The following is a 13,712-nucleotide window of genomic DNA, read 5'->3' as shown; positions in this document are numbered from 1 at the left end:
TGAAGCGGTGGGGAGGCTTCTTTTTTTCGAGGGTAGGGAAAAGTATCTTTCTTAGGTGCTGCTATGAAGTGGGCTATGGAGATAGCTGGCTGATTATCTGATGGATAAATAGGGAGTATGATGCAGTGCGATGACCCTCCCTCTGCTAGTTCCTTTTGCGACCAGTACTGGTCGCTGAAGTGAGCAGTACTGGTTGGGTATATCGACCAGTACTGGTCAGCGAGTGGAGCAGTACTGGTCACCTCTCGGACCAGTACTGGTTACTTTCCCGACTTCATAGTAGTGCTTTCTGCTGAGGTATTTCTCTCAGCTACTGCACTTCTTAGGGAAGGCTTCTTCTTGGAGGAAAGACGGGGATTCCCCTATGCATCTACCTTCTGAAATATAGCTACCTTTGAGTGTTATAGCGGTGAGAGGCATTATCTTTTGCCTTCCCATATCTACCTGACTAACGACCCCTACAATGATGATAGAGCTACATATTGACTATATCAAGAATGTCAATTACGCACTCCTACACAACCATATCCCAGTCTGCAGCAGTATAGAGCTCGCGAATGTCGGTGAGGAAGATCTGCTGGATATCAGTGTCTCTATTGGGGGGCGCTTTGTCCAAGAGCAGCGCTCTGCTATATATAGCCGCATTGATCGTGGGAGCACGGTACGTATCTCTGATGTCGCTGTTCTCCCCAAGGCTGATGCTTTGCTTGAGCTCTCAGAGCGCGTCATCTCCTCCTTCACTGTACAGATCTATAGCGGGGAAGAAGTCTTGCTTTCGCGGGAGTATGACCTGGAGTTGATGGCATTTGATCAATGGCTGGGGACGCAGATCCTTCCACAGTGTCTGGCCTCTTTTGTGGTGCCCAATCAGCCTGCTGTAGGGCGGATGGTCGTCAAGGCATCAGCTCTCCTCAAGCAGATGACAGGGGCAAGTGCCTTTGTTGAGTATCAAGATGGAGACCCCAATACGGTCGTTGAGCAAGTTAGTGCCATCTTTGCTGCACTCCATCAAGAGGGGATTATCTACCGCGCAGTACCGGCCAGCTATGAGGCTATCGGGCAGCGCATCACGCTCGCAGATCAGGTCCTTGAGAGTCATCAGGGGAACTGTATTGAGCTGACCCTCTTGATGGCCTCTGTGCTGGAGGCGGTTGGGATCAATAGTGGGGTAGTGATCATGCGTGGGCATGCCTTCCTCGGTGTGTGGCTCAGCGAAGTGTGCTACCGTCAGAGCATCTGTGATGATGCATCTTTCTTAGAGAAGGCATGCTCTGAGGGGATCTCCGAGATGCTTGTACTTGAGTGTACGGAGCTTACTAAGGACTATGCTTCCTTTGAGCATGCACAGGAGATCGCTCGGCAGCATCTCAAGAGGGATAATGAGTTTCAGATGTTCATTGACCTAGCTCGCTGTCGCTTGGAGGGTATTATCTCGCTACCAACCCGCCTCAGTGAGGGTGGTAAGTGGAAGTTGGCTCCAGAGGAAGCTCCTAAGCATACGGCCTGTGCCATCGAGGCTACCCATCGCACTCGATATGATTTGGATCGTGCCTATGACGATAAGACGGAGGTCAATAAGCTTGATATCTGGGAGCGAAAGCTCTTGGACTTCTCTCTGCGCAACAATTTCCTCAATCTCTCTGTCCGTAGCCGTGCCATACAGTTCATCTCCTTCGATGTCGCTTCCATAGAGGACTACTTGCAGGAGAATACGGAGTACTGCATCCATCCTATTCCTGAGGGAGTCGTACGAGTAGATAGAGAAGAGCGCTTACTTCGCTCCAGTATGATTAGCTCTCTGGAGCCGCTTATCCTAAATGATATCACGAGACAGAAGCTCTTACATACCTACTACGCTGAGGATGAGACACAGTTGATCCTCAAGAATATCTATCGTCATGCTCGTACCACGAGGGAAGAGACGGGGGCTAATCCGCTCTATCTGGCGATTGGTCTCCTTCGCTGGTATGAGAAGAAGAATAGCCCTCGAGCACGCTATGCTCCACTTCTTCTCCTACCCGTGGATCTCATCTACAAGCGTGGGCGCTACTATATCCGCAAGCGAGATGAGGAGATCTCACTCAATATCACCCTCATCGAATATATCCGCCAGACCTACGGCATACGCATCAAGGGGATTGATCCCCTTCCCCGTGATGAGCATGGTGTCGATGTGCCTCTCATCTTTGCGCAAGTCCGAGACGCTCTCCGAGAGCAGAGTAAGTGGGATGTCGAGGAGGAGTGTGTCCTTGGGGCATTCTCCTTCAATAAGTACCTGATGTGGCACGATATTCATAATCATCGCGAGGAGCTTCTCTCGCATCCTGTCGTCGCCAGCCTCGTCAGTGGTTCGCTCCAGTGGCAACCTCAGCCTCTGCAGACGAACTTGGCAGAGGAGGATAAGCATCTGACTCCTGGGAGCATTGCTCTACCTGTCCCCGTAGACTCGTCACAGCTATCTGCTGTCTTGGAGGCCGGGCGTGGCTCCTCCTTCATACTCTATGGTCCTCCGGGTACGGGGAAGTCACAGACGATCACGAACCTCATCGCCAACGCACTTTACCAGGGGCGGCGAGTGCTCTTCGTCGCAGAGAAGATGGCTGCTCTCAGCGTGGTGCAGAGCCGACTTGAGAAGATCGGTCTTGATCCCTTCTGCCTTGAGCTTCACTCCAACAAGGTGACAAAGAAGCATGTCTTGGAGCAGCTGGATAAAGCTCTACATGCGGCGAAGATCCGAGAGCCAGAGGAATATGACTCCATAGCCCAGAAGCTCTACGAGCGTCGTACGCTGCTGATCCAGTATATGGAGAGTCTTCATGAGGATCGCGAGGGAGCCAAGCTCTCCCTCTACGAATGTATATCGCGATATGAGTCGTATGAGGTAGAGCCTCTTGAGGTCGCATTGAACGAGCAGCTGGCACATCTTGATGGGGAATTTATCACGCACTGCGAAGAGCTACTCGGTAGCAAACTGCCCGCAGTACTCAATGTCGTAGGGCAGCCCTCGGAGCATCCGCTGGTCGGACTATGGCCCACACTTGCCTGCATCCAAGAGCCGCAGACCTTAGCACGTCTCCTTGACGAAGGTGTGACTCTTACAGGACGCATACAGCGTGCGCATATTCTCCTTACGGAGATCTTTGGCGCAGATCTGGAGGATAGTGAGCAAAGTCTACGTCTTGGTATAGACCTCCTCTCAGAGATCTCAGCCTCTCCACTGATGCACTCATCTGTCGCCGCTATTGCATTTGATGAGCATCAGGGAGCCCAGTTGCGCTCGATCTGGGAGCATATGAAGCATCGTGATGAACTCCGTGCCACGCTCACGGCTGACTGCCGGGAGGAGTTCTTAGAGATAGATGCACTGAGCCTCCTGCAGGAGTGGAAGGCAATTGAAGACTCTTGGTTCTTACCTCGCTTCTTTGCCTCTCGTAGCTACCTCAAGAAGATGCGCTTCTACAGTGAGAAGCTACAAGCTCAGACAGTAGCAGGGTATCTGGAGCGTGTGCTTGAGTATCAGAAGGAAGTTAAGCACTGTGCGGGAGAGAGCGGAGGGATACACCAGCTTTTGGGACGTAGCCTCTCTACTACGGAGCTGGGAAGCCTCTTGGATTACCTCCCTCGTTTGGTGAAGGCTGTAGCGGCTTTTGCTGAGGGGCTACAGCTCTCAGTCTCCGCTACCCGAGAGTCCATTAAGCCTGCTTTCACTGAAGAGCTAAAGCATCAGCTCCGAGGGCTCGATGCTCTCTCCGGTGAGTGGTCGCAGTATATAAAGGAGGCAGAGCCCTGGGTGTCGTATCAGTTCCCTTCCGATCGCTCCTTCTCTGTGGCGCTTTCTTCGTGCTTCTCTCGCTGGCAGACTCATCAGGGGCTGGTCGGGAAGTGGTATAGCTGGATACAGTTGCGAGGCGAACTTTCTTCGCAGAGCCTTGATATCGTCATTCGCGAAGTGGAGGCGAAGCGAGTAGATGCAGCGCAGCTTATGCAAGCCTTCTTTAAGGGACTTTATCGCGCCTTAGCCGAGCAGAAGATAGCTCGGAGCGAGCTCCTTTGCACGTTTGAGGGTGAGCTTTTTGACCAGCAGGTGCAGCGCTACAAGGAGTTGACTGCAGAGTTCCAAGAGCTGTCGAAGAAGATGCTCTATGCTCGCTTGTCCAATCAGCTTCCCCATGTCTACGAGGACATAGATAATAGCTCGGAGATCGGGCGCCTCAATCGTAATATAGCCAATGGAGGGCGAGGTACTTCAATTCGCCAGCTGCTGGATGATATCCCTAACCTTCTACCGCGCCTCTGCCCTTGTATGCTGATGAGCCCAATGTCGGTGGCACAGTATATAGACTTAGGGGCGGAGAAGTTCGACTTAGTGGTCTTTGACGAAGCCTCTCAGATGCCGACCAGTGAAGCTGTAGGAGCTATAGCTCGAGGGAATGCCCTCATCGTGGTAGGAGACCCCAAGCAGATGCCTCCAACGAGTTTCTTCAGTACGAACTCCGTCGAGGAAGAGGAGGAGAGCATCGATGACTTGGAGAGCATCCTGCAGGACTGCCAGGCTCTCAGTCTACCTTCGCTACAGCTGAATTGGCACTACCGCTCCCGCCACGAGAGCCTTATCGCCTTCAGTAACCATGAGTACTATGATGGGGAGCTCATTACCTTCCCCTCTGTGGATGATCAAGCGACGAAGGTGCGATTCATTCACATTAAGGGGACCTATGACAAGGGGAAGACCCGACAGAATAAGGCCGAAGCTGAGGCGATCGTCCATGAGGTATGCCGTCGTCTGCGTGATGATAGCTTGAGAGGGGAGAGTATGGGTATAGTGGCTTTCAGTGCCGCACAGCAGAATCTTATTGAAGATACGCTGACCGAGCGTATGACTCGTGATACCTTGCTACAAGAGTTGGCCGACCAGCTCTATGAGCCTATCTTCATCAAGAACCTTGAGAATGTGCAGGGTGATGAGCGTGATGTCATCCTCTTCTCTATCGGCTATGGTGCAGATGCTACGGGGCAGGTCAGTATGAACTTTGGCCCGTTGAATAAGGCAGGGGGTGAGCGTCGCCTCAATGTAGCCGTCAGTCGCGCTCGCTGTGAAATGCTGGTCTTCTCGACGATGACCAGTGATCAGATCGATCTGCGCCGCACGAAGGCTAAGGGCGTAGAGGGCTTGAAGCACTTCCTTGAGTATGCTGAGCGACAGACGCTCGTACGTCGCCCTCAGCCAGATATGGACTCTGCCGACCGCATCATCGCCGAGCAGATAGCTAATCGCTTACAGAAGGCTGGCTATCCTGCGATGACTCAGCTGGGACGCTCGAACTTCAAGGTCAACCTTGCTGTAGCCTTGCCCAGTGCACCAGATTGCTATCGCTTAGGGATCTTGATCGATGGAGAAGCCTACCGACGTACTCAGACGACTCGAGATCGTGAGGTCGTGCAGCCGAGCGTACTCGGGAGCCTCGACTGGGAGGTGATGCGTGTATGGAGTCCGGACTGGTTCCGCCAGCCTGACCTCGTCATAGAGCGCATCCTTGCCCGACTGAAGTCGCTCCCAGAGCGCCCTCTGAAGCCGCAGTCTACAGCTGTATCTTCTCCCTTCGCTATCACTGAGGCAGATCTGATCGCTGAGCCGATAAGCTCTTCTGAGGCGCTGGAGTACCCCGCTACTGATAGCTACACCAGCACTTCGCTGGAGGACTTCGTCCGTGAGGTCGTAGCCAGAGAGCAGCCTATTACCTATTCGCTCCTCTCAAAGCGTGTGGCGGCCTTCAAGTCTTTTGCGCGAGTGAGCTCGACGATTACGGGGATCGTGGATGCCCTACTGCCCATGTTCTTCACTGTCTCTGACCGTGATGGTCGGACTCTTTGGCTTACACAGAAAGATGGTGAGCAGTGGAAGGGCTACCGCCCCAATACTGCGATCGCAAAGCGTTCAATAGAAGAGATCCCTTCGGTCGAACTGATGGAGGTCCTCCTCGAAGTGGTGAAGCAGAATGTGTCGATCGCCCCTGATGCAGCGACCCTTATTGCTGCGAAGCGCATGGGATTCTCTCGCCGTGGAGCTAATGTTGATGCTGCCTTCTCCTACGCTCTTGAGCAATTGCTACAGAGAGGTTTGCTCTTGGAGAATGAAGGGAAGCTGATACTGTCGAGATAGTTTTTCGCAAATCTGAGAGGGTAGAGTAGGGTGCCTCCACTCTCCAGTCGTCTCTATAATCTGTACCCAACTATATATCTGATGATGAAGTATAATAATGCTGATGTACGGCGTCGTGATCGCCTGCTTGATGAAGAGCGTGCTCTGGAGCTACTCCGTGAGAGCGAGTACTGTGTCCTCTCGATGATCGATGAAGAGGGTAAGCCCTACGGCTTCCCCATCAATCATATCTGGGATGGTGGAGACTGCATCTATGTCCACTGTGCCCCCGAGGGGAAGAAGCTCCGTGCTATACGTGCTGGTCATGCTGAGGTCTCCCTCTGTATCGTCGGGCGTGTGAATCTCCTTCCGAGTAAGTTTACTACCGAGTATGAGAGTGTCATCCTCCGAGGGACTGCACATATTGATCTCAGCGAGGAGGAGCGCCGGCATGCGCTTCATCTTCTCTTGGAGAAGCTATCGCCTAATGATATGGAGCTGGGAAAGGCATATGTAGAGAAGTCCTTCCATCGGACGGAGATCATTCGTATTGACATTACGGAGTATAGTGGTAAGCGTAAGTACGTCCCACAGACAGGAGCTTTACATGCCGGAGACTGATATTCTCTCTCCGATGAAGCATGCGCCCCGCAAGACCTATACAGAGGTCTTGCGGGGCGCATGCTTTATAAAAGAGTGTGGGGATGCCTTGCGACATCCCCACCGTGAATCAGCTGGGGTTCGAACCCAGGACCCCATCCTTAAAAGGGATGTGCTCTACCGACTGAGCTACTGATTCTACCTAAGCTTTTAGCGTGTCCATATTGCAGGAGGCACTCTAAAGCGCTGCAAAGGTAAGCAATATCGGTGATACATCCAATATCTATGCCGTGGGTGTGTAGCGCTCCCACACCAAGGCGCAAGCCTTACTTTTTCAAGACCAAGACGCGAAGCAATAGAGATGTCAAGCATAGAGCAATAGTTGTTCGCACTCAAATCAGTAGTGCTCCGCGCTCGAACCAATAGTAGTTTGGATAGTGAACCAATAGTAGTTTGCCCCCCAAACGAATAGTTGTTTCGCATACAGACCAGTAGTCGTTTGGATCCCGCTTCACTAAGAGAGGGCAGTCTTACCCTGTATGGCATATACGAGAAAGGAGAGGTGCTACCGACCTATATTGGTCGCTGAGTCAACCTATATAGGTTCGCGTCGTGACCTATATTGCTCGGAAAGGCAACCTATATAGGTCAGCCCGATGACCAATATAGGTTCATACCACTCCCTTCCATAGGCAACCACACATCGACATGCAAGAAGATGATATAGAACCGCTTGCCCTCGAGCTCCACAGTGGGAGCTCAAGGGAAGCCTTCTATATGGATCGCCCGTGTGGGGTGAGGTAGTTGGGGAGCACCTGGATGCCGTCAGCGGAGATCGGATAGAGCGTGCGGTCGGTCTGCGAAGCAGCACCAGCCTTCCAAGGCTATACGTAGCGCAGTTACCCCTGAATGGGTAGGCTATGGGAAGGTCGTGGAGAGTATGTTGACATAGGGCTATATTAGAGGGTATTATATAAGCTTGCAGGCGGTTTCCTGCGGGCTTTTTGCTATCTTTGACCTGCAAAACAACGACGGACGTTACAACCACATGACTCTTTTAGAACAGACGACAGTAGACTACAACGACAGTGACATCAAGACCCTGGAGTGGGACGAGCATATTCGTCGCCGTCCAGGGATGTATATCGGGAAGCTTGGAGATGGCTCCCATTCCGATGACGGTATCTATGTCCTGTTGAAGGAAGTCCTTGACAACTCGATCGACGAGTATGTCATGGGGGCTGGTAAGAAGGTCGAGATCACTATCCGTGACGGTCAGGTGACTGTGCGTGACTACGGGCGTGGTATCCCTCTCGGTAAGCTCATCGATGCTACGAGCAAGATGAACACTGGAGGGAAGATTGATTCTAAGGCCTTCAAGAAGTCTGTCGGGCTTAATGGTGTCGGTATCAAGGCTGTTAATGCTCTCTCCATTCACTGTGAGATCACCGTCTGGCGTGAAGGTCTGACGAAGACTGTTCGCTATTCCCATGCCAAGCTTTTAGAGGAGACCGAGGCCGTTCCCTCCGATGAGCCGTCGGGCACGCGAGTCGTCTTCCGTCCCGATGCTGACCTCTTCCGTGACTACGAGTACAAGGATGAGTTCGTCGAGACGATGGTGAAGAACTACTCCTTCCTCAATGCTGGTCTTGCTCTCATCTATAATGGCAAGCGCTATCTCTCGAAGCGTGGCTTAGCAGACCTCCTCGAGGAGAACATTACCGAGGAGCCCCTGTATCCTATCATCCATCTCAAGGAGGATGACGTCGAGATCGTCGTGACCCATACCTCGCAGGTAGGGGAGGACTTCTATAGCTTTGTCAACGGACAGAATACTACACAGGGTGGTACGCACCTCTCGGCCTTCAAGGAAGCCGTAGCTCGTGTCATCAAGGACTTCTTTGGGAAGAACTTCGACTACCGCGACATCCGCTATGGAATGGCAGCTGCCATCAGCATTAAGATCGAGGAGCCCGTCTTTGAGAGCCAGACTAAGACGAAGCTTGGGTCAAAGGATATGGAGCCTGATGGGCGAAGTATCCAGAAGTTCCTCAATGACTTCCTTGGTAAGGAGCTTGATAACTATCTCCATATCCATCCCGAGGATGCTGCCATCATGCTGCAGAAGATCCAGGAGAGTGAGCGTGAGCGTAAGTCTCTCAGTGGTGTAGCGAAGCTTGCACGCGAGCGAGCTAAGAAGGCCAGCCTGCACAACAAGAAGCTTCGCGACTGTACCATTCACTTCAATGACCCTAAGGCCAAGGAGCCCGAGCGTACCAGCCTCTTCATCACGGAGGGTAACTCTGCAAGTGGCTCCATCACCACGTGTCGTGACCCCAAGTATCAAGCTGTCTTCAGCCTCCGAGGTAAGCCCCTCAACTGCTATGGCCAGAGTAAGAAGGTGGTGTATGAGAATGAGGAGTTTAACCTTCTTCAGGCTGCTCTCAATATCGAGGATGGTCTCGACGGGCTACGCTACAATCGTATCATCATCGCGACCGATGCTGATGACGATGGGATGCATATCCGTCTACTGCTGATTACTTTCTTCCTGCAGTTCTTCCCCGAGCTGGTGCGTCGTGGGCATGTCTTCATCCTTGAGACTCCGCTCTTCCGCGTCTTCTTGCCCAAGGAGCACAAGAAGTCAGACAACTTTATGACAAGCACTCCTGCTAAGAAGAAGGGCCGTACCAAGAAGACTGCAGAGGAGACACCTGCCGAAGAACTTGTGACAAACATCTACTGCTACAATGAGGCTCAGAAGCAGGCTGCACTGAAGAAGCTGGGCAAGCGAGCACTGGTCACGCGATTCAAGGGGCTTGGAGAGATCTCTCCAGAGCAGTTCAAGGACTGGATCAGCGAGGAGAATATCAAGCTGGATCCTATCCGTATCCGTAAGGAGGATAATCTAAGCAACCTCCTCATGTTCTATATGGGTAAGAATACTCCCGAGCGTCAGAACTTCATCATCGATAATCTCGTCGTCGATGAATGATCACGCACTATAGATGCCGTTAGTAATACGGCTGTATAAAATGCAAAGGCCCCGCTACTCAATCATTGAGTAGCGGGGCCTTTGCTATAGGTTAGAGAAGGGATTATTTCTTCTGCTTCTTGCAGCAATCCTGCTGCTTATCCTTGGCGTCCTTCTTGCAGCAGTCCTTCTTTGCACTGTCCTTAGACTTGGCATCCTTCTTACAGCAGTCCTTCTTGCCTGCTTCCTGAGCGGACTTGTCTGCCTTCTGGTCGCAAGCCTTGCCATCTTTCTTATCGCAAGTCTTGGCGTCCTTCTTATCGCAGGACTTAGCATCGTTCTTGGAACATTCCTTTTTTACGGGTTCCTTCTTTTCAGGGTTCCGAGCCGAGATATTTGTGTCGAGCGCGAAGAGGCACGCTGCGGCGAGGATGAACTTCTTCATATTCGCTTTACAGTTTAGAGATAGTAAATAAAGACTATTGGAGTGGTCTCGGGACCGACTTCTTGTGAGCAGAGGTAATAAAAGGTAATTGGAATCATACTGCCAGCGCTTTGCCGTGCTCTCTTTTTCAAGATCTCAGGATCATATTGAGTCGGCAACTATTAACACGAAGCTAATTCTTTGCTCAGGAATCTCTCTCCTTGAAGTGCCTTGTAGCTTCTCACTTGCTGCTCTCATTTGATAGCTATTCGTAGATGAGATAAGCTAAGTCGATTTCAAAACACCTACTGGTCCATGCGCAAACGACTATTGGTTTTGGGTTTAATCTACTACTCGTTCTACCTGCGAACGAATAGTTGTTCACATACGGGACAACTACAGGTCTGGGGACGAATGGCTATTGCTTTAGTTCTGTCACGATAGTTTCACTCACCCTACATCCTAAGCTACAGTCTTTTTAATGACTCTCAAAAGGGGAATGATGTTGCCCGATAGAAATGAAGCCCCTGATATAATGGCACTATACAATAGGTGGTGTAGAGAGATTTTTTTTCGCCGAATGTTTGGTAGTTCGGAATATTTGCCTACCTTTGCAGTGTCAAAAACGACATGAATCTTTAGCTCAGTTGGTTTAGAGCACTACCTTGACAGGGTAGGGGTCGGCGGTTCGAGTCCGCCAAGGTTCACCGAGTATTGTCTCATGGTGTAATGGTAGCACAACAGATTCTGGTCCTGTTTGTTAAGGTTCGAGTCCTTATGAGACAACAGAGAAGAGGAGCGAAAGCTCCTCTTTTTTTGTATGTGCCGGGGTGATAAGCTTATTCTCCATCTCAATCCAGAGGTGGGAAGAATGTGCTTGAGCTGCGATTTCGACTTGGTGTGTAAAATGATAAGCAAGGCCATGTGCCAAGGCGGAGTACTATATGAAAATATAGGTTAACTTTGTGGTAGAGACACCGACTTGCTGTCGGTACTCGGGTGGTATGACCTCCAAACATTAGGATGGAAGTCCCGTCTCTCATTTGACAACGGTAGATAGGCTGAGCCCAGAGGACCCAGTCAATAGAATAATACAGAGTTATGTCTGAAACTAAAAAGGCGATAAGTCAAGATCGTAAGCGAACGAATATCCTTCATGATCAGGAGCTTGCTCTCATCGCCTACCTCGTAGAGCGTATGCCTCGCTGGGTGACGTCTAATATGCTTACCTCGCTGGGACTTTGCGGTAATCTACTTGTAGCGGTGCTCATGTGCTTAGCTACAGTTTGGGGCTCCTGGCTCCTGCTATTCACTCCCATCGCATTCTTTATCAACTGGTTCGGAGATTCCCTTGATGGGCGTCTTGCTTACTACCGTAAGAAGCCCCGTAAGTGGTTTGGCTTCTGCCTGGATATCGTAGTTGACTGGATAGGTATCGTGGCTATCGGCTTGGGCTATTATGCCTACGTACAGCCTGCATGGAAGGTCGTTGGGTTCATTTTCGTTGTCCTCTATGGTGCCGAGATGATTATCTCACAGCTCCGCTATAAGGTCACCGATAAGTATTCGATTGACTCGGGTATCCTCGGTCCGACGGAGGTCCGTATCATCTTAGCTTTGCTCTTCTGCTCGGAATTCTTCTTCCCTGGGAGCATGCAGTGGTTCGGTCTCGTGATCTCGATCATCCTCTTCTTCTCCTTCATCTCAGACTTCCGTAAGCTCCTGGCTGCAGCAGATGAGCGCGATATAGCCCTTCGTCGCGAGCAGCAGGCTTCCAACTAAGGCTATCTTTCCCTTGCTTCAGCGCCTTCGACGTCTTGTCCTGAACTTTACCCAAGCCCAGATATCCGCTGGAGCTGGCTCTGTCGTGGACTATGGACTGATGATCCTTGGCGTCGAAGTCTTCGGCTGGGAACTCTTCTGGGCACTCGCTTGTGGTGGGGTAGTAGGGGCTGTCGTTAACTTCTCCCTCAATCGCTACTGGACCTTCCGAGATAAGAGGGTGGCTTATGATAGTGGTCTGGGTGGTCAGATCCTCAAGTTTGCTACGACTGTAGCAGGTAGTATCCTCCTAAAGTATCTTGGCACATACGCTCTTGAGCACTATGCTGGGATTGACTATAAGATAGGGAAGCTTATCAGCGACCTCTTTGTCTCCGTACTCTTCAATTATACGCTACAGCGCTTTTGGGTCTTCCGTAAGCAGAAGCCCTAGGCGCTTTATTTATATACCTCAATGGCTACCATCACCTTCCAACCCTCTCGATATTTACTGGGCCTTGCTCTGTGCTGTACTCTTAGCTTTGATGCCTTCTCTGCACCGCGGGAGAGCAAGACTCCCAAGAAGACAGAGCCACGACAAGAAGCCCTCCTCGTCTTCCGTGGTATTGATCCTACAGCACAGCAGCGCTGGGTCGATAGCGTCTATAAGAATCTCGACTTAGAAGGACGTGTGGGGCAGTTGATCATGCCGATTATCTACCCACGTCCAGAGGAAAAGTCTGCTTTGCTGAAGCGCATGAAGCAGGAGAAGTGGGGTGGGATACTCTTCCAAAAGGGCTTCCTTGCCGATCAGCGAGACTTGACACAGACTCTGCAAGAGGCTAGTACTGTGCCCATGCTCATTGCTCTCGATGGGGAGTGGGGACTCTATATGCGTCTCAAGGATGCACCACGCTATCCTCGTAGTAAGGGGCTGGGTATCAAGGGAGATATGGAGCTTATCAAAGCCTATGGTGCTGAGGTAGCTCGTCAGTGCCAGCTGATGGGGATCCACATTAATTTCGCTCCCGTGGTGGATGTGAATATCAATCCGAAAAATCCCGTCATCGGTACGCGCAGCTTTGGCGATAGCCCTGAGCTCGTAGCTCGCTGTGCTGTTGCCTATGGTCAGGGGCTCGAAGAGGGTGGTGTCCTCTCTGTTGCTAAGCACTTCCCTGGGCATGGTGACACCTCCGAAGACTCCCATAAGACACTTCCTACGGTATCAGCTTCATGTGAGCGTATGCAGCGTGTCGAGCTCTATCCCTTCCGTGCCTATCGTGATGCGGGACTGGGGGGCGTGATGACTGCCCACTTGCGTGTACCTGCCTATGATGCCACGGGACGTGCTGCCTCCCTTAGCCGTAAGATCACGACGGATCTCCTACGCCACGATATGGGCTTCAAGGGACTTGTCATTACGGATGCTCTGGAGATGCGAGGTGCTCAGGCTAATGGCGTGAGCTCGGTAGCAGTTGAAGCCCTGAAAGCAGGTAATGATATCCTCCTCGGCCCCTCACAGCCTTTAGAAGCTCGTAATGCAATCATCCAAGCACTTCGATCGGGTGAGGTGAGTGAAGCCGAAGTAGAAGAGAAGTGCCGCCGTATCTTAGCCTTCAAGTATGCTCTGATCATCAAGAAGAAGTCGCCCGAGGCCTCTGCCGCTGAGGTCAAGAAGCAGATCTGGACTCCCGAAGAAGCTGCGCTTCGCAGCCGCCTCTGGCAAGCTAATGTATCTGCTGGTGAAGGGGAAGATCCCACGGCAAAGACCAAGGCTATTCAGTCTACCTCGAAGACTCGTCGCTAAACCATAC

General features: G+C 51.5%; 7 protein-coding genes and 2 tRNA genes. 7 read left to right on the top strand and 2 right to left on the bottom strand.

Annotation, left to right across the window (positions count from 1 at the left end):
* Window positions 1-463: 463 nt before the first annotated feature.
* Both proA and IEX77_RS02085 read left to right on the top strand, forming a co-directional pair.
* A complete protein-coding gene (gene proA, locus IEX77_RS02090) occupies window positions 464-6,160 on the top strand; it encodes an anti-phage protein ProA (protein WP_188807488.1) in 5,697 nt (1,898 codons plus the stop codon).
* Window positions 6,161-6,244: 84 nt separating this feature from the next.
* Entirely contained in the window at window positions 6,245-6,760 is a 516-nt protein-coding gene (locus tag IEX77_RS02085; RefSeq protein ID WP_188807749.1) for a pyridoxamine 5'-phosphate oxidase family protein, read from the top strand.
* Between the two features lie 105 nt (window positions 6,761-6,865).
* Here IEX77_RS02085 and IEX77_RS02080 read toward each other — a convergent pair.
* Window positions 6,866-6,938, bottom strand: a tRNA-Lys gene (locus IEX77_RS02080).
* 849 nt (window positions 6,939-7,787) lie between these two features.
* On the opposite strand from IEX77_RS02080, the gene IEX77_RS02075 reads away from it, so the two are divergent.
* A complete protein-coding gene (locus IEX77_RS02075; RefSeq protein ID WP_188807487.1) occupies window positions 7,788-9,734 on the top strand; it encodes a DNA topoisomerase IV subunit B in 1,947 nt (648 codons plus the stop codon).
* A 103-nt stretch (window positions 9,735-9,837) separates the two neighbouring features.
* On the opposite strand, the gene IEX77_RS02070 is transcribed toward IEX77_RS02075, so the two are convergent.
* The gene (locus tag IEX77_RS02070; protein WP_188807486.1) at window positions 9,838-10,158 is read right to left on the bottom strand and encodes a hypothetical protein; all 321 of its coding nucleotides are present in this window, start codon (window positions 10,156-10,158) and stop codon (window positions 9,838-9,840) included.
* 611 nt (window positions 10,159-10,769) lie between these two features.
* Here IEX77_RS02070 and IEX77_RS02065 point away from each other — a divergent pair.
* From IEX77_RS02065 to IEX77_RS02050, 4 genes are all read left to right on the top strand, one after another.
* Window positions 10,770-10,844, top strand: a tRNA-Val gene (locus IEX77_RS02065).
* Between the two features lie 394 nt (window positions 10,845-11,238).
* Window positions 11,239-11,919 (top strand): CDP-alcohol phosphatidyltransferase family protein, encoded by a 681-nt coding sequence (locus IEX77_RS02060; RefSeq protein ID WP_188807485.1) that lies wholly within the window; start codon window positions 11,239-11,241, stop codon window positions 11,917-11,919.
* 13 nt (window positions 11,920-11,932) lie between these two features.
* Window positions 11,933-12,352, top strand: a complete 420-nt coding sequence (locus IEX77_RS02055; protein WP_188807484.1) for a GtrA family protein — start codon at window positions 11,933-11,935, stop codon at window positions 12,350-12,352.
* A gap of 21 nt (window positions 12,353-12,373) precedes the next feature.
* Window positions 12,374-13,705: a glycoside hydrolase family 3 protein gene (locus tag IEX77_RS02050; RefSeq protein ID WP_188807483.1), complete on the top strand. Its 1,332-nt coding sequence runs from the start codon at window positions 12,374-12,376 to the stop codon at window positions 13,703-13,705.
* The last annotated feature ends 7 nt before the right edge of the window (window positions 13,706-13,712 follow it).

It is taken from the genome of Porphyromonas pasteri (assembly GCF_014647755.1).
GTDB lineage: Bacteria > Bacteroidota > Bacteroidia > Bacteroidales > Porphyromonadaceae > Porphyromonas > Porphyromonas pasteri.
The sequence above is the reverse complement of the archived record's forward strand: the minus strand, read 5'-3'. Positions and strand labels throughout refer to the sequence as shown.